9 protein-coding genes and 3 tRNA genes are annotated in these 17,291 nt (G+C 60.9%); 5 read left to right on the forward strand and 7 right to left on the reverse strand.

Annotated elements, in window-relative coordinates; all coding sequences use genetic code 11:
- Positions 1 to 14 precede the first annotated feature (14 nt).
- Entirely contained in the window at positions 15 to 1,226 is a 1,212-nt protein-coding gene (locus QFX07_RS05725; protein ID WP_279754649.1) for an alpha/beta hydrolase, read from the forward strand.
- A gap of 68 nt (positions 1,227 to 1,294) precedes the next feature.
- On the opposite strand, the gene QFX07_RS05730 is transcribed toward QFX07_RS05725, so the two are convergent.
- Complete coding sequence (locus tag QFX07_RS05730) at positions 1,295 to 1,756, reverse strand: helix-turn-helix domain-containing protein (RefSeq protein WP_279740493.1); 462 nt, start codon at positions 1,754 to 1,756, stop codon at positions 1,295 to 1,297.
- A 285-nt stretch (positions 1,757 to 2,041) separates the two neighbouring features.
- Between QFX07_RS05730 and hrpA the strand changes: the two genes are divergently transcribed.
- The gene (hrpA, locus tag QFX07_RS05735) at positions 2,042 to 6,532 is read left to right on the forward strand and encodes an ATP-dependent RNA helicase HrpA (protein WP_279754651.1); all 4,491 of its coding nucleotides are present in this window, start codon (positions 2,042 to 2,044) and stop codon (positions 6,530 to 6,532) included.
- A gap of 367 nt (positions 6,533 to 6,899) precedes the next feature.
- Here the strand turns inward: hrpA and QFX07_RS05740 are convergent.
- The 5 genes from QFX07_RS05740 to glnA all read right to left on the reverse strand — a co-directional run bounded on the left by QFX07_RS05740 (position 6,900) and on the right by glnA (position 12,489).
- Positions 6,900 to 6,971 (reverse strand) — tRNA-Val (locus QFX07_RS05740).
- Positions 6,972 to 6,995: 24 nt separating this feature from the next.
- Positions 6,996 to 7,066, reverse strand: a tRNA-Cys gene (locus QFX07_RS05745).
- Between the two features lie 47 nt (positions 7,067 to 7,113).
- Positions 7,114 to 7,186: transfer RNA gene (locus QFX07_RS05750), tRNA-Gly, on the reverse strand.
- 400 nt (positions 7,187 to 7,586) lie between these two features.
- Positions 7,587 to 10,931 carry a bifunctional [glutamine synthetase] adenylyltransferase/[glutamine synthetase]-adenylyl-L-tyrosine phosphorylase gene (locus QFX07_RS05755; RefSeq protein WP_279754652.1) on the reverse strand — a complete coding sequence of 1,115 codons (3,345 nt, stop codon included), beginning with the start codon at positions 10,929 to 10,931 and terminating at the stop codon, positions 7,587 to 7,589.
- A 217-nt stretch (positions 10,932 to 11,148) separates the two neighbouring features.
- Complete coding sequence (gene glnA / locus QFX07_RS05760; protein ID WP_279740488.1) at positions 11,149 to 12,489, reverse strand: type I glutamate--ammonia ligase; 1,341 nt, start codon at positions 12,487 to 12,489, stop codon at positions 11,149 to 11,151.
- Between the two features lie 389 nt (positions 12,490 to 12,878).
- On the opposite strand from glnA, the gene QFX07_RS05765 reads away from it, so the two are divergent.
- Together QFX07_RS05765 and panB are read left to right on the forward strand one after the other, a co-directional pair.
- The gene (locus tag QFX07_RS05765; protein WP_279754653.1) at positions 12,879 to 14,726 is read left to right on the forward strand and encodes a geranylgeranyl pyrophosphate synthase; all 1,848 of its coding nucleotides are present in this window, start codon (positions 12,879 to 12,881) and stop codon (positions 14,724 to 14,726) included.
- Between the two features lie 54 nt (positions 14,727 to 14,780).
- On the forward strand, positions 14,781 to 15,695 hold the full coding sequence (gene panB, locus QFX07_RS05770; RefSeq protein ID WP_279754655.1) for a 3-methyl-2-oxobutanoate hydroxymethyltransferase: 915 nt from the start codon (positions 14,781 to 14,783) through the stop codon (positions 15,693 to 15,695).
- Positions 15,696 to 15,835: 140 nt separating this feature from the next.
- On the opposite strand, the gene QFX07_RS05775 is transcribed toward panB, so the two are convergent.
- Positions 15,836 to 16,093: a hypothetical protein gene (locus QFX07_RS05775; RefSeq protein ID WP_348539272.1), complete on the reverse strand. Its 258-nt coding sequence runs from the start codon at positions 16,091 to 16,093 to the stop codon at positions 15,836 to 15,838.
- Positions 16,094 to 16,369: 276 nt separating this feature from the next.
- On the opposite strand from QFX07_RS05775, the gene map reads away from it, so the two are divergent.
- On the forward strand, positions 16,370 to 17,281 hold the full coding sequence (gene map / locus QFX07_RS05780) for a type I methionyl aminopeptidase (protein ID WP_279740483.1): 912 nt from the start codon (positions 16,370 to 16,372) through the stop codon (positions 17,279 to 17,281).
- Positions 17,282 to 17,291 lie beyond the last annotated feature (10 nt).

The following is a 17,291-nucleotide window of genomic DNA, read 5'->3' on the forward strand; positions in this document are numbered from 1 at the left end:
CGCGGCGCTGATTTATGTTGAACTCTGAGAGCGCGCCGAAGATTGAGCGCGCACTGAACGCTGAGGGCGCACTGCCTGCTGAGGGTGTGCCGACCGTTGAGAGTACCGAGTACCGCTCCGGTTTTTACCGCGAGGCGGGCTTTTACGATGCCCACTCGCTACCCGACTACGGTGCGCAGTCCCCGGTAACTCGCGAGGCGTTCGCCTACGATTTTTTCCCCGCGGCTGCTGAAACTTCAACTGCCGTGACTTCTTCCCCCACGCCGCTGCTCGTGTGGATCCACGGTGGCGCCTGGCGCTTCGGCACCAACCAGGCCCTACGCGACACTATCCTGCGCACCCCCTCCGGGGAGCAGCCCAATGCCCAGGCGCTCATGCGCGCCGCTTTTCAGCAGGCAGGCTGGGCGGTTGCGTCCATCAACTACCGGTATTCGCATCAGGCGCTCTTCCCCGGCGCCCTGCACGATGTGAAGGAGGCGGTGCGTTTCTTCCGCGCCAACGCGCACGAGTTCGGTATCGACCCGCAGCGCATTGCGGTGGCAGGTGGAAGCGCCGGCGGGCACCTGAGCATGATGGTTGCGCATACGGGAGATTCCGCCGCCGGTGACTCTGTATTTGGGGGTTCTGCGAGCTCATCCGAGCAGGACGAATATTTTGAAGGCAGGGCGGCGAGCGCCTACCCGTCCCATAGTTCACAGGTGAGGGCGGCAGCTTCGTTTTACGGGGTCAGCGATTTGAGGACCATCTTCACCGATCGCCCTCTGGCTGGCTACGCCCTCGATCATCCCGAGGACGATGGCGCCGAGTGGCGACTGCTGGGAAGCACCTACCCGGTGCCCACAGATGCGTCTACTATCGACGTTTCCAGGGGTGAGCGGGCGGTTCCAGGGGTCTGCATCGAGCGTACCCAAAAGAACTGGGAACGCGCGCATCCTATTGATGCGGTACGCCCCCAGAAACAAGTGGAAAAGGTCGACGGTGCCTCCGCACAGGGAGTGAGCGGCGGTGCCACTGCCCTCATGCTCGTGCACGGTATCAGTGATTCGTGTGTGCCGTACCAGCAATCGGTGCGGATGTATCAGGCGCTGCGCACGCGGCAGGTACCTACCGAATTGGTGCTGGTTCCGGATGCCGAACACGGGGATTCGCGCTGTTTTAGCCTCGAGATTGTTCAGCAGATGCTGCTATTCCTCAACCGCGCTATTCAGCGCAACCATACTGTCTGAACTGTGCCGGCTGAACCGTGCTGTCTCATCAGAGTGATTGGTCAGACAGTGATTGACCAGATACGGGTTTAGCGAACGCGGCGGTTCACGTATTCGTGCTTAAGGCGGTAACGTTCGAGGTCATCAAAAGCAACGCGACGGTGCGTATTAATGCGCTCGAACGGAATATCTCCGCGCTCCAGCAGGCGAACAACGGTCGGGCGAGATACGCCCAGGTAGTCTGCCGCCTCCTGTGTGGTCATCAGGCGGTCCTGGCGTACCACGCAGACATCCTTACGGTCGGCGAATGCGCGCGCTACGGAGGTGAGGGGTCCGTACATTTCGGGAGAAATCTGTACGCGCTCGCCGTCGCCGGTCACCAGGTAGAGGGTTTCTTCGGCGCTGAGGCGATCGAAGTGGGTGCGCAGACTCGCGTGAACGAGGGCTTGGAAGAGTTCTTCGCAGCGGTGGTGAATTTCTTCATGCTGTCCGTCTTCGCAGCAATCCAACACTGCAGCACGTGTTGCCGGGTACGTCTTTGGTGATGGCATAGTCACTCCTTCGTTACTGTGTTATTCACCACTGTAGCAGTTGAACGAAACTATCGAAAAAAAGTTAAGAAGCGCAGTTAATTCGCATCTATAGTGCATAAAATTCAGATGAATAATTATAAGTTTCTTAGATAGCATTTGATGTCATTTATTATATCTTAATTAGTCTTTTTAGGGTCATGATTCCACCGCTCCCCACCCGGGGTTCCCGCGAACAAACCCAAATATGACAAACAAAGCACACCCCAAGCCCACCGCGGGCAAGGCGAGTACACTGGATAAGATATGTCTGAGCAGAAATCCACGAAGAAACACGCAGATACTTCTACTTCTAAGGCCCCCCGCATCGCCCCCACCATGGCGAGCATGGCAGCAGCAATCCACGCGGCAAAGATACGATCCTCCGAAAAAACCGCTGAAAAAGCCGCGGGCAAGACCGCAGATAAAACTACTGAGAACAACGCGGTCAAAAACGGCGCCCAGAAGAGTAACGCAGACCGCAAGAACTCCTCCCGCAGCGCCTCCGAACGCAACTCCAACACCTCCCGCTCCAACCGACGCGGAGGCGGCAACAACCGCACCCGCAAGCAGGGCGGTGCGCAGGGCGACAACAAGGGCAACCAGCAAAAGCACCCGGCACCGCGCCGCTACGAGCCGCTCATCCCCGAGGTCATCACCTACCCCGAAGAGCTGCCCGTCAGCGAACGCCGTGAAGACATCATGAACGCGATCCACGACAACCAGGTCGTCATCATCGCGGGTGAGACAGGCTCCGGTAAAACCACCCAGATTCCTAAAATGTGCCTCGACCTGGGCCTGGGCGCTAAAGGCCTCATCGGCCACACCCAGCCGCGCCGACTCGCCGCACGCTCCGTCGCCGAACGCATCGCCGAAGAACTAGGCCAGAAAATCGGCAAAACCGTCGGCTACCAGGTGCGATTCACCTCCGAAGTGGGCGAACACAGCGCTATCAAGCTCATGACCGACGGCATTTTGCTCGCCGAAATTCAGAACGACAAGCTGCTGCGCCGCTACTCCACCCTCATCATTGACGAGGCGCACGAACGTAGCCTGAACATTGACTTCATCCTCGGCTACATCAAGCGCATCCTGCCGCAGCGCCCGGATCTGAAGGTCATCATCACCTCCGCGACCATCGACCCGGAGCGTTTCGCGCGCCACTTCTCACCGAGTTACGTGCCGGGCAAGGGCATCGTCGACGAAAACCTCAGCGCCGAAGAACGCGAAATCGCCGAAGCAATCCTGCCCGACGACGCGCCGCCCATCATCGAGGTGTCTGGCCGAACCTACCCCGTGGAAATCCGCTACCGCCCGCTCGATGAGGAAGACTACCTCGGAGACGACGAAATCGAAGACGACCACGACCCCACCGACGGCGTCCTCGACGCCATCAAAGAGCTGTCCAAAGAAGCCCCCGGCGACATCCTCATCTTCTTCTCCGGTGAACGCGAAATCCGCGACGCCAAGGACGCCATCGAGACAATGGTCGCCAAGTCCCCGCGCCTGAACTACGAAGTGCTGCCCCTGTACGCGCGTCTCTCGCTCGCCGAACAGCACCGCGTGTTCTCCCCCGGATCGCGCCCGCGCATCGTGCTCGCCACGAACGTTGCCGAAACCTCGCTGACCGTGCCCGGCATCAAGTACGTCATCGACACCGGCACCGCACGCATCTCCCGATACTCTGCACGCACCAAGGTTCAGCGCCTGCCCATCGAACGTATCTCGCAGGCCAGCGCCAACCAGCGTTCCGGCCGATGCGGCCGAGTCAGCGACGGCATCGCAATCCGTCTCTACTCCGAGGAAGACTTCAACTCGCGCCCCGAGTTCACCGACCCCGAAATTCTGCGCACCAACCTCGCCGCCGTCATCCTGCAGATGATCGCAATCGGCGTGGTCCGCGAACCCGGCGACATCTCCCGCTTCCCGTTCGTGCAGCCGCCCGCATCCCGCTCCATCAACGACGGCGTGAACCTACTTCGCGAACTCGGCGCGCTCACCGAACGCCCCCGCGCCCCCCGCAAGGGCCGCGGCAAGAGCGCAACCCTCACCGCCATCGGCCGAGCCATGGCGGCGTTCCCCGTGGACCCACGCCTGGCCCGCATGATTATCGAAGGCAGTCGCCGCAACTGCGCCAAGGAAATGATGGTGCTCGCCGCCGCCCTGACCATCCAGGACCCGCGCGAACGCCCCGCCGACGTACGCGCCGAAGCAGACGCCATGCACGCCCGCTTCGTCGACGACACCTCCGACTTCTTATCCTTCCTGCTGCTCTGGGACTACATCAACGAGCAGCAGGCGGCGCTGTCCTCCTCGCAACTGCGCAAATTGTGCCACCGCGAATACATCAACTACCTGCGCATCCGCGAATGGCAGGACCTATTCGCCCAGCTACGCGAAATGGGACGCACCGCCAACATTCACGCCAGCAGCGGCAGGGACATCAACGCTTCTGCCCATGAAATCGACATCCATAAGAGCCTGCTCTCCGGCCTGCTCTCGCACGTGGGCGTGAAGGAAGAACGCGAAAAGGACTCCAAGGGACGCAACCGCGGCCCCCGCGAATATCTCGGCGCACGCGGCACCAAGTTCGCCATCTTCCCCGGCTCCGGCCTGTTCAAAAAGAGCCCCGACTGGGTGCTCTCCGCCGAACTCGTCGAAACCTCCCGCCTGTGGGCACGCACCAACGCCTCCATCGACCCGCAGTGGATCGAAGAAATCGGCAAGCACCTCATCAGCGTGCAATACTCCGAACCGCACTGGTCGCTTAGCTCCGGCGCGGCAGTTGCCTATGCCAAGGGCACCCTCTTCGGCCTGACCATCTACGCCGACCGCCCCGTGCAGTACGCTCGCGTAGACGCCGCCGCAGCCCGCGAACTGTTCATCCAGTCCGCCCTCGTCGAAGGCCAATGGCGCACCCAGCACAAGTTCTACCTGCGCAACCAGCGCGCCCTCGCCGAAGTCGAAGAACTTGAGGCGCGCCTGCGCCGCCGCGATCTGCGCGTGGATGACTCCGTACTCTTCGCCTTCTACGACGCACGCATCCCCGCCCACGTGACGGACGTTCGCGCCTTCGATAAGTGGTGGAAGCAGGCACGTCTCGAAGACGACAACTACCTGGACTTCAACCCCGAAAAGCTCATCAACGAGGAGGCCGCCGACTACGACGACTCCCAGTTCCCCCGTCAGTGGGTGCAGCGCACCGACAGCGGCGAGCTGACCCTCGACCTGCGCTACGAATACGCCCCCACCGCCGGCATCGGAGGTGCACGCACCGACGCCGCCAAGCGCGACGGCGTAGCAGTCCAGGTACCCATCCTGTTCCTCAACCAGCTGAGCCCCGAACCGTTCCGCTGGCAGATCCCCGGCCTGCGCCACGAACTCGTTACCGCGCTCATCAAATCGCTCCCCAAGGCGATTCGACGCAACTTCGTGCCCGCGCCCGACGTGGCACGCGCCGCCTGCGCCGCTCTGGAAGAGGACTACTCCCCCGCCACCGACGAGCTCATCCCCTCCCTGGCACTCGTACTACGCCGCCTGCGCGGCGTCGTTGTCGAGCCCGAAGCCTTCAACTGGGACGCCGTGCCCGAACACCTGAAAATGGGATTCCAGGTGCGCAACGCACGCAACAAAATCCTGGGCGAAGGCAAGGACCTACGCGCCCTGCAGCAACAGCTCCACAAGGAGATTCGCGGCGCCCTCGCCGACTCGCTCGGCGCATCCGACGACACTATGGCAAAAATGGTGGCGCTCGCCCAGGGCGGCTCGGGTGGCTCAGGTACTTCCGCGGCTTCTGCCAAGAAGGGCGCGAAGAATGCTCAGGGTAGCACCACCGCTCAGGCAGCTGACGCACACGGCTCGCAGGTACGCGAAATCAGCGGCCTCACCGAATTCCCCGCCGACCTCTTCCCCAACGGAGAGATTCCCCGCAAGGTACAGCGCATCATCGCCACCCAAGCGGTCAACGGCTACCCCGCCCTCGTCGACGAAGAAACCAGCGTAGGCCTGCGCATCTTCTCCACCGAAGCCGAACAGCTCCACGCCCAGCGCCGCGGCATCATCCGCCTGCTCCAACTGCAGGTGCCCTCACCCGTACGCTACGTGAGCGAACACCTCTCCCATAAGGAGAAAATCGTCTTCACACAGAACCCGCACGGCTCCATCGACGAACTCATTCGCGACTGCACCGTCGCGGCACTCGACCATCTCGTGCCGCACACCCCCATCTTCACGCACGCCGAATACAGCGAACTCTACGAGCATGTACGTGCCGAACTCATTGAGACGGTCTTCGACGTCACCAAGCTCGTCGCCGAAATCCTCTCCGAGGCCACCGCGCTGAAAAAGGCAATCAAGAAGGCAACCTCGCTGACGACCATGCACGCCGTCTCCGACGTGAAGGCACAGATGGAGAACCTGGTCTACACCGGATTCGTGGCGAAGACCGGCTACGACCAGCTGGTTCACATCCCCCGCTACCTCAAGGCCGCCCAGGTGCGCCTGACGAAGCTCGGCCCGAACCTGCACCGCGACAACCAGCTCATGCTCACTGTGCAGGATCTGGAAGACTCCTACGATAACGCAGTTAAGTCGCTACCGACAGGCACCATCGTGCCGGATGCGCTCCGCCGCGTGAACTGGATGATTGAGGAGCTGCGCGTCAGCTTCTTCGCCCAGGAGCTTGGCACCGCCTACACGGTGTCTGAGAAGCGCATTGCGAAGGCTCAGCGTGAGGCGCTGGACGCCATCAAGCACTAATTCCGGGAATACGGTTTAGTTGCGCGGATGGCGGTGTTCGTCCTCGCTCCTACAGGGGCGCCCGCCGCCCCGGACGCTCTCCGCTCTTCCTTACGTCGCGGTGGAGAGAGCCCGGGGCGGCACCCTGATGTCACGACGGAGGACACCGCCCCTCCGCCTCGTAAGTAAAACACTTAGCCTCGGTTCCGCATGTGCAGGGCTTGGGTACGCGAAGTGAAGCGAGGGCAGGTTCTCTGCGACCCCACGGAGGAAATATACGCAGCACCGCCTCCAGAACATACACAGGGCAACGGAGCAACACCGCCCCTCCTCAACCAAAAAATTAAACACAAAAGCCCTTAGCTCGAAAGCTAAGGGCTTTTATCTGTGCGCGATACTGGGATCGAACCAGTGACCTCTTCCGTGTCAGGGAAGCGCGCTACCGCTGCGCCAATCGCGCTCACAAAACAAATGTTTTGTTGCGAGGTGAGGACGGGATTCGAACCCGCGTACACGGCTTTGCAGGCCGCTGCCTAACCACTCGACCACCTCACCGCATACGCTCCACAAGGGAACGCGTTCGAACTCTTGGAGTCCTTACGAGCGGTTGACGAGACTTGAACTCGCGACATCCACCTTGGCAAGGTGGTGCTCTACCAACTGAGCTACAACCGCATATCAGCGTATTCAATTTGAATTATTCCGAGGAGTTTTTTCCTCCGTCGTGCTGACAGGTAAATACTATACGGGGTTTTTGAGTGTTTGCCAAATCCTTTGTAGATTACCCCGTATTCCGCATGTTTCCGGGGCAGAATGGGGTGTTTCGCTTCGTTTTTGAGGAGTGCAATCAAAATTTATTTTCATGGTGCCAGTCACATTTTAGAAGTTTTGGGGTGGTTACTAGTCCCGCGAGGTTAGCGGCGGGCACATGATGCCCGCTGAACGTCCACAAAATTTTTCAAAAGAGAACGAAGAAAAGGAGAGGCGGGGAACCATGTTCCCTACCCCTCCCCTATGAAATCCACACCGGAAATCCGCACCGGCGAAAACGCCAGGCTCATGTTTTCAAGAGACTCTAGAGCTCTTCGAAAAAGAGTCGTTCGTAGACCTTGCGGGCGTTACGGGTTTGGCGCAGGTAGTCCTCTTCAAGGGCGCGTGCACTGCCGGCGGGGTATCCGCACCAGCGAGCAATCGCCTCCAAATCATCACGACCTGAGGGCAAAGTATCCGACTGACGCACCCCACGTAGCACGTTGCCGCCGCGAATCTTCGTGGCCAGCAGCCAGGCACCGCTGAGGATTTCCGCATCCGCAGCCTCGACCAGTCCCGCCTCAACCGCCGCATTCAATGCTGACAGCGTGGAGGTGGTGCGCAACCCCGGCACGGCATGTGCGTGGCGCAGCTGCACGAGCTGGACCAGCCATTCCACGTCGGAGAGTCCGCCGCGGCCGAGCTTGAGCTGGCGGGTGCGGTCGGCACCGTGCGGCATGCGTTCATTCTCAACGCGCGCCTTCATACGGCGAATCTGCTGCACCTGTTCGGGCGCGAAAGCTGCCGGGTAGCGGTACGGGTCGATGAGCTCCACGAAGGCACGTCCGAGCTCCTCATTGCCGGCGATGGGGCGGGCGCGGGTGAGCGCCTGGAATTCCCAGGTTTCCGCCCAGCGTTCGTAGTAGGAACGGTAGGAGTCCAGCGAGCGCACAATAGCGCCCTGCTTGCCTTCGGGGCGCAGGTCGGCGTCCACTTCGAGGGGCCGTTCGGCGCGAATGGCGGGCTTCACCGGCTGCTTGAGGAGCGCCAGGGTACGGTTGACGATGCGTGCCGCCTGTTCCTGCGCGGCGTCTTCGTCGACCCCCTCGAGGGGTTCGTGGACGAACATGACGTCCGCATCGGAGCCGAAACCGTTCTCGGCGCCGCCGAGGCGGCCCATACCGATGACGGCGATGCGGGTGAGCAGCTTCTCCCCCGCTGTCTCCTCAGTTTCGGCAGGTCCGGCTCCTTCCGGGGTGACCTGAAGCTCACGCAGGGCAATCTGCAGCGCCGCACCGATCGTGCACTCATCAATGGCAGCAAGACCGGCGCAGGTGTCCTCAATGTCAACGATGCCAAGAGCCCAGCCCATGGCAGTGCGCAGAGTCTCACGCCGACGCATATAACGCACGGCGCGCATTGCCTCGACCGCATCAGCGTGACGAGCCAGCAAAGAAGACACCTCAGAAGCGAGCGCTTCCTCCCCCAGCGGCTTGAGGTCGGCGACCTTATCCAGCCAGGCAATAGAGGCGGAGGCGTCCTCCAGCAGGTCGGTCATAAGGCGCGAGCTGGAGAGCAGCTGACTGAGGCGTTCAGCAGCTGCGGGTGAGTCACGGAGCATACGCAGGTACCAGCTGGTGCTACCGAGCGATTCGGAGACGATGCGAAATCCGAGCAGGCCGGCGTCCGCGTCCACGCCGCGGGCGAACCAGCCCAGCAGCACGGGCATGAGGTGACGCTGGATATCTGCACTGCGGGAAAGTCCCGTGGTGAGTGCCTTGATGTGGCGCATAGCGCCGCGCGGGTCGCGGTAGCCGAGGGCTGCAAGACGGTCCTGTGCTGCCTGTTCGCTGAGCACCACTTCGTCGCGGCTGAGAGTGGAGACGGCGGCGAGTAGCGGGCGGAAAAAGATTCGCTCGTGCAGAGAACGGACATTCCGTTTAATTTTCTGCCAAGCTTTCAGCATCTGTTCAGCGGAGAGCGTGCCATTGCGTTCCGGGGACAGGATTGAACGAGCCAGGGCGCGCTGTTCGGCGTCCTTCTCGGGCATCAGGTGGGTGCGACGCAACTGCTGCAGCTGGATGCGATGCTCCAGCACGCGTAGCTTCTTGTAGTCGCGGCTGAACGTTTCGGCGTCAGTGCGGCTAATGTAGCTAACAGCGGTCAGCGCCGCCAGGGAATCCACGGTGGACTTGGTGCGCACGGCGGGGTCGGTTCGACCGTGCACGAGCTGTAGCAGCTGCACGGTGAACTCAATATCGCGCAGACCACCCGGGCCCAGCTTAATCTGACGGCCCACCTGGTGTACGGGAATGTTGTCGGTCACGCGGGCACGCATCGCCTGCACGGATTCTACGAAGGATTCACGGGCGGCGGACTCCCACACAAAGGGGTCGATTGCGCGGGCGTAGCGGGCTCCCAGCTGCGCCGAACCGGCGATGGGGCGTGCCTTGAGCAGCGCCTGAAACTCCCAGTTTTCGGCCCAGCGCTTGTAGTACTGAACGTAGGATTCGACGGTGCGAACGAGCGGGCCGTCTTTACCCTCGGGGCGCAGGTTCGCGTCGACTTCCCAGAGGGCGGGTTCGGGCGCGGGGCCCATGATGGCGCGGGTGAGGGCGTGCACGAGTTCCGTGCCGATGGTGGAACATTCGTTCTCTGTGAGCTTGAGAGGGGCGCTCTCCCCCTCCGCCTCGGTATTGGGCGTGGCGGCGGGTTCCACGGGCGCAACCACGTACACCACGTCAACGTCAGAGATGTAGTTCAGCTCGCGGGCACCGCACTTACCCATGCCGATAATCGCCAAGTCCAGGGCGTTTACGGCTTCGCCACGGCGAGGAGCCGCCAGGCCAGGGCCCAGCCCCTCCGCAACTTCCGTGCGTGCAATGGCGAGCGCGCCCTCCAGCGCGGCGGCAGCCAAATCGGCGAGATGACGACCGATGGTGGGCATCATTTCGACCGGGTCTTCACAGCACACGTCGAGCAGGGCGATGCGCGCCAGGGCGGCGCGGTAGGCAACGCGCAGGGTCACGTAGCCGTCTTTACCGGTCTGCTCGACGGTAGCGCGCGGACGCTCCGCGTGGGGGTCGGCGCCGAGGGCGGTAAGGATATCGCGGCGGTAGGGGGTGTCCAGCGGTGCGATGGGGGTCAGGAATTCCCCATCGGTTTCCGGCAGAATCGACGCCGGGTGCTGGGAGCGAATCAGCGCGCTCTCAGCCGGGTACACCTGCGTGTCGAAGAGCGAGTCAATGTGCTCGGGGCGGCGGTAGAGAAAATCGCCAATCGCCTGGGACGCACCGAGCAGGCGGTACATGCCGAATTCTTCTTCGCTGCAGTTGGCGCGCTCAGCAACCGCTGGATGCTTCTCAATGAGGCGCACAAGGGCGGGCAGGGCAATATCCGGTGAGGGGGCAAGGCGCAGCCCGGCAAAGAGCGCATCCTGCGAGACGTGCTGCAGTTCAGGCGCGTTGAGCCAGCGCTCTGCCTTGGAGGGGTCGTGGAAGCCGGTGGCAATCATGCGGGTGCGCAGGCGCAGCTGGGCTTTGCGTTTGGCTTCGGCTCGCTGCTCGTCGCCGAGTGCGTCGGCAGCGATGTCAGTCAGCGGTTTGGGTTCTTTGGCAGGGTCGATCATGCGGATGAGCCCGGTGGCCGGGTAGTGGGATCTGTCAGTCATAGCGTGAGAACCATGGGTAGAGAACTACGGGTAGGGAGTAGGTCCGTGGGGTGGGGAGTATAAATTTTGGCCGCTAAAAACAGCGGTGAACGGTAAAGCTGATAGGTGCAATGGATATATCTGTAGGCGGTACCCGCCGGTGCGTTACCGGTGGCGGGTACCGCCCTGAGGCTGTCAGCGCTCACTCACCGTACGAGGAGGTGAGAGGATCCAACCGCTAGAGGATTCCAAGGTTGTACTTGAGCTCGTAGGGGGTCACCTGAGCCTGGTACTGATCCCAGTCGGCACGCTTATTGCGTAGGAACTGTTCGAAGACCTGCTCACCCAGAACCTCCGCCATGAATTCGGATTCTTCAGTAATGTTGATGGCTTCACGTAGGGAAGCAGGCAGCGGGTTGTAACCCATAGCGCGGCGTTCGGCGTTGGTCATGGCGGCTAGGTCCTCGGTCACGGCGGGCATGAGCGGGTACTCATTCTCGATACCTTTCAAACCGGCGGCAAGAATCACCGCGTAGGCGAGGTACGGGTTCGATGCCGAGTCCAGACCGCGGTACTCGATGCGTGCGGACTGCATCTTGTTCGGCTTGTACAGGGGCACACGCACGAGGGCAGAGCGGTTGTTATGGCCCCAGGAGACGTAGGAGGGAGCCTCGCCGCCGCCCCAGAGTCGCTTGTAGGAGTTGATGAACTGGTTGGTGACCGCGGTGAATTCGGGGGCATGCTTGAGCACACCGGCGATGAAGTGGCGTGCGGTCTTGGACAGCTGGTATTCGGCACCGGCTTCGAAAAATGCGTTGGTGTCGCCTTCGAAGAGGGAGAAGTGGGTGTGCATGCCGCTACCGGCGTACTTCGTGAAGGGCTTGGGCATGAAGGTTGCGTACATGCCGCGTGAGTAAGCGACTTCCTTGATGACGGTACGGAAGGTCATGACGTTATCGGCGGTCTGCAGGGCATCGGCGTGGCGCAGATCGATTTCGTTCTGACCCGGGCCGGTTTCGTGGTGGCTGAATTCGACGGAGATGCCGACTTCTTCCAGCATGGTCACTGCCTTGCGGCGGAAGTCCTGCACGATGCCGCCGGGGGTGTGGTCGAAGTAGGATTCGTAGTCCACGGGCACGGGGAACCCGTCAGCGCCGAGCTTGGAGGATTCGAGCAAGTAGAACTCAATTTCGGGCGAGGTGTAGCAGGTAAAGCCCATCTCCGCTGCCTTATTGAGCACACGCTTGAGCACACCGCGGGTGTCGGAGGCGCTGACTTCGCCGTCGGGGGTAAGCACGTCACAGAACATGCGGGAGGTGTAGTCTTCCTCGCCGCGCCAGGGCAGAATCTGGAAGGTGGAGGGGTCCGGTTGCAGCAGCATGTCGGATTCGTAGATGCGGGAGAAACCCTCAATCGAGGAGCCGTCAAAGCCCAAGCCCTCATCGAAGGCGCTTTCTACTTCAGCCGGTGCGAGCGCAACGGATTTGAGGGTGCCGACCACGTCGGTAAACCAGAGGCGGATGAAGCGGATGTCGCGCTCTTCGATGGTGCGCAGTACGAATTCCTGTTGGCGGTCCATGAGTTGCCCTCTCGGTGCGGGCGTGCATCCGCGTGGTACCCGTCTGCGGGTGGCGGAGGCGCGCTAAATTTTACTGCCGTGGTGCGGAAAGCCCTGCATATCCCTTGGGATTCCAGGGGTTCCGCCGGGTTACGTGCCAGCGGTGCTGGCGCTTCCTTGCCCCGGCGTATGTCCTGTTGTTATCTAGCCTATCGGGTTCTGCTGTGTGGCGGGCGGGTGAGAGGTTTCGTTTGTGTAAATTCTTGTTCCTGCGCCACGGCAGCTCAGATTCTGGGCGATACTAGGAGGGGCACTCCCCCACTTTTTCTGCGGTGTGGGTTTTGTTCAGATACCCAGCACATGACGGGTTCGCGGGACGGGGAGCGGTGTCGCCTTGCGATAATGGGAGTATGCCACATTCCATTATTCTTCCCTCGACTGTGCAGTTTCCGTTGGCGCAGTTTCCATTAGCGCAGCTTCCGCTGGCGACCAGCATGGTTGCTGCCGACCCTACCGGTTTAGAGTGGCTACTACTTATTGCCGCTCCCATTGTTTTCTTGGTGTTGTACCTAGTCTGCCTTTTTGTGGTTGCGGTCTTTGGCCCGACAGTCATGAAGAACAACAAGTCTGGCGGCACGACCTACCTGCTGGACCGCCCCTCCCGTGTGGCGTTTAGGATTCGCACTTTGGCGTCGTGGGCGCTGATTGGTGCGTTTGTGGAGTTCATCTGGACCGGTTACACGGGCCGTTTGGGTTCGAGCGCGGCTATTCCGGTCATTATTTTTAGTTGGTCGTGGAAGTACACTTTCTTCTTCCTGCCGCTTCAGGTACTTCGTGCCTGGTATGTTCACGCAAGCCGCGGCAAGTATGATGCGCTGTCCGCTGAGGGTGCTCAGCGCCGTGAGAAGCTGAACCATAAGAGCGCCTACGAAGTGTCGAAGATGATGCAGCGTAACCCACAGCAGTTTGCGATGAGCAAGGAGCTGCATACGCTGGCGTGCGGTCAGAAGATTGCAGGCGTGCGTCCGTTCCAGAACCTTGACGAGGCGGGTAAGAAGCGCCGCACGAACTATACGGTGGAGCTGGCTGTGGCGCTCATGCAGGCGCGTGTCATGAACCCCGGTAAGCTTCCGTCGGAGGCGTTCGGTGAGAGCATCCTGGGTATGGGTGCTGGCATTACTTCTGATCGGGCGGTGGAGCAGACCTGGCTGACTCTGTGCACGGAGCGTGTCAATGCGCCGGATGCGCCGAACTACCCGGATTCGCTGGGGCCGGTGGCGGCTCGTTTTTCGCTGTTTACCACGATGTCGCTGTTGCAGCCGGTGATGGGTCGCCCCTATTCGCCGTTTACCGCTGAGGATGCGCGCCGTTTTGTTCCGCGTGATTTCTCGGCAGACACCGTGCTGTTGAAGACTGAGGAGCGGGGCAAGAAGGCTCTGACGCAGAGTGCGATTTTCCGTCAGCTTCATGAGCGTCTTCTGCCATTACATCAGCAGCAGCCCCAGCTGGTGGATGGTCGCGCCCTGGCGTATTGCGGTGCCCTGCTGTTGACTGTTGCGAAGGCTGAGGCGGAGAGCCAGCGGTTGACGAGCCAGATTCTGGTAGCGGCGGCTTCGCAGCGCGGCATCCTGTCCTACGGTTTGTTCTCGCAGATTGCTGAGGATTATCAGCGTGTTCAGCGTCTGCTGAATCTGATGGTGAAGGCGACCGCCGACATTGAGCGTTTCCTGAACTCGGTGGAGGCGCTGGTGCAGATGCATTCTGGTCCGGTTCAGCCGTCCGGTATTGCGTATGAGAAGGTGCAGATGGAGTACATCGCTGCTCTTCTGGACGTTATTGTCTTCTCTTCGCACGCCCCGCTTGCCGGTTCTGTTCAGGCGTCTTACGCCCTGCTGAAGGCAGACTATGAGGCATTTACTTTCAACACTACCGATGAGTTGAGCCGCAGCTACTGGTTGCAGTACGCGAAGAACGCGGTGAGCGCCTGCGATACGGGTCTGTCTGGCGGCTACGAGGGTTTCTTCGGCTCTAATGATGCGGCAAAGACGGCGTGGGAGTCCTACGCGGAGGACGTCGTGAAGGAAGTCTGCACCTATTCGATTACGCAGCTGTATTGGGATGCGCTGGTGCAGCAGGCGCTTATTCAGCGCGATTTGCCGCGTGAGTTTAGTGATGCTTCTTCCGCTATTCCGGAGCTGATGAATAAGAACGCTGCTGCATCATTCTCGACCTACTACATTAACCTCATCTGGAACTAGGTTCGGGGCGAGCGGTACACCAGGTTGGAGCCGTGCAGGGTTAGAATAGTCAGCATGACTACTGAGCGTTCTTCCGAGATCTCTTCGCCTTACGCGGCACAGCCTGCCGCTACCTCAGCGGCTGTTCCCGCTGCTGCTAGCACATCGAAGCCTTTTGACCTGGACACCATCAAGAAGGTGCGTACCGTTCACCTGGCGCAGGCTAAGGCTACCGGGCAGAAGTTCTCCATGCTGACCTGCTACGACGCCCTGACGGCAGAGATTTTTGACCGTGCCGGCATCGACATGCTGCTGGTTGGCGATTCTGCGGCGAATGTGGTGCTCGGATACGAATCGACCCTGACCATTACTCTGGACGAAATGATTCCGCTGGTGGCGGCGGTTTCTCGCGGTGCTTCCCGTGCCATGGTGGTTGCTGATCTGCCGTTTGGTTCTTATGAGCAGTCTCCGCAGCAGGCGGTGGCGAGCGCTGTTTGCCTGATGAAGGAGGGTGGCGCGCACGCGGTCAAGATTGAGGCGGATGCTTCGATGACTGAGTGGGTTCGTGCCCTGGTTCATACCGGTATTCCGGTGGTGGCTCATGTTGGTTTCACTCCGCAGTCGGAGCATGCCCTGGGTGGTTTCCGTGTGCAGGGCCGCGGCGATGCGTCTGAGCGTGTTCGTGAGGATGCGGTGGCGCTGGCTGAGGCTGGTGCATTCTGCGTGCTCATGGAGATGGTAACCGCCCAGACCGCGCAGCTGGTTGATGAAGCTGTGGGCGCTGTGCCGACTATTGGTATTGGTGCCTCGAATGTGACAACCGGTCAGGTGCTGGTGTGGCAGGATATGATGGGTGTTCGCTCCGGTCGCGTGCCGCGTTTTGTGAAGCAGTTTGCGCAGGTTGGCCAGGTCATGGAGGAAGCTGCGCGTGCTTATCGTGAGCAGGTTCGTTCGGGTGAGTTCCCGGCGGCTGAACACACCTTTGAATAGGCTTTAGCTTAAGAAAAAGCTTGAGAAGAAAGACCCCCGTATCCGGTGCTCCGGGTGCGGGGGTCTTCGCGTCTCACGTTTTATGTCTATTGGTCAGCGTGCCCCTTGAGCAAGTGAGTAAGGCTGAGGGTGCTCGTTCTTTAGAGCCAGCCGCCGTCCTTTTCCCAGGCGTCGTTGCGTTCGCGGGCGCGGTCCATGGCATGTGCCGCCTCCTCGTAGGTTTTGAAGGGGCCCCACAGGGAGGTGACGGCGCTCTGCTGGCCGCGTTCCACCTCGCCGGTGGACAGGTTGTACCAGTACTCTTCGGGGTGCGGGCTGGTGGCTTCGGTCGCGGAGTTTAGGGTCTTTTCGACCGCCGAAACGATTGCGTCGCTCAGGCGGTTTTTCGTCTCGCTCACGGGTTCTCCTTTGACGGTGAGGGGTTGGTGTTTCTAGCTTCTCACGCGCATCGGTTCGTGGCAATGAGGCAGGCGGAGCTTCTCACGGCGCTTCCCCCCTCTTCCACGGTCGTCCGCCCCATGCCTTCCGCTCCTGTCTTCCGTTCCGCACAGTTTTGCCGCTAGGCTGCATGAAATTTTATTCACAATCTGGGAAAAAGGTACGGCTTATGTATCCGCCGCTTTTTAGAGCCCCGGCAACGGACACAACCCGCCCACGCCCGGTAAGATGAAACTATGTCTTCAACCAAAACGAATACTTCGCATAATCTTCCCGCAGAGCCCGGTCGAGCACCCGTCGGTTGCCTGACTGCCGGACGCATCACCCCCGTGCGCCCGGTCCCCTCGCACATTGTTCGCCCCGAGTACGTGGGTAAGCCCACCGCCAACGAGGGTAACGACTCGAACATGTACACCCCCGAGGAAGTTGAGCGGGTTCGCGCCGCCGGCAAGATCGCGGCAGGCGCCATCGTTGAAGCTTCCAAGATTTGCGTACCCGGCACCACCACCGACGAAATTGACGTGCTGGTTCACGAGTACATTTGCGACCACGGCGCGTACCCCTCCACCGTGGATTACCGCGGCTACCCCAAGTCCGTGTGCACCTCCCTGAATGAGGTTATCTGCCACGGCATCCCGGACTCCACCGTGCTGGAGGACGGCGACATCCTCAATCTGGACGTCACCGCATACCTGGACGGCATGCACGGTGACACCAACAAGACCCTGCTCATCGGTAACGTGGACGAAGAGTCCCGCCTGCTGGTTGAGCGCACTGAAGAGTCCCTGAACCGTGCGATTAAGGCTGTGAAGCCGGGCCGCCAGATTAACGTGATTGGTCGCGTCATTGAGAAGTATGCGGCACGTTTCGGTTACGGCGTAGTTCGCGACTACACCGGTCACGGTGTGGGTCGCGAGTTCCACTCGGGCCTCATCATCCCCCACTACGATGCGGCACCCGCCTACGACACTGAGATTCGTGAGGGCATGATTTTCACCATCGAGCCCATGCTGACCCTCGGCACCATCGAATGGGACCTGTGGGATGACGACTGGACCGTGGTCACCCGCGACCGCAAGCGCACCGCACAATTCGAGCACACCCTCGTGGTGACCGCTGACGGCGCGGACATCCTCACCCTGCCCTAAGTTGTTGTCT

Origin of the sequence: Rothia similimucilaginosa (genome assembly GCF_029850985.2) — a bacterium.
Taxonomy (GTDB): Bacteria; Actinomycetota; Actinomycetes; order Actinomycetales; family Micrococcaceae; genus Rothia.

Bases quoted from the DNA above. Each gene is read 5' to 3' on its own strand.
- QFX07_RS05725 (WP_279754649.1), top strand. From the start codon at position 15: ATGTTGAACTCTGAGAGCGCGCCGAAGATTGAGCGCGCACTGAACGCT.
- QFX07_RS05730 (WP_279740493.1), bottom strand. From the start codon at position 1,756: ATGCCATCACCAAAGACGTACCCGGCAACACGTGCTGCAGTGTTGGAT.
- hrpA (WP_279754651.1), top strand. From the start codon at position 2,042: ATGTCTGAGCAGAAATCCACGAAGAAACACGCAGATACTTCTACTTCT.
- QFX07_RS05755 (WP_279754652.1), bottom strand. From the start codon at position 10,931: ATGACTGACAGATCCCACTACCCGGCCACCGGGCTCATCCGCATGATC.
- glnA (WP_279740488.1), bottom strand. From the start codon at position 12,489: ATGGACCGCCAACAGGAATTCGTACTGCGCACCATCGAAGAGCGCGAC.
- QFX07_RS05765 (WP_279754653.1), top strand. From the start codon at position 12,879: ATGCCACATTCCATTATTCTTCCCTCGACTGTGCAGTTTCCGTTGGCG.
- panB (WP_279754655.1), top strand. From the start codon at position 14,781: ATGACTACTGAGCGTTCTTCCGAGATCTCTTCGCCTTACGCGGCACAG.
- map (WP_279740483.1), top strand. From the start codon at position 16,370: ATGTCTTCAACCAAAACGAATACTTCGCATAATCTTCCCGCAGAGCCC.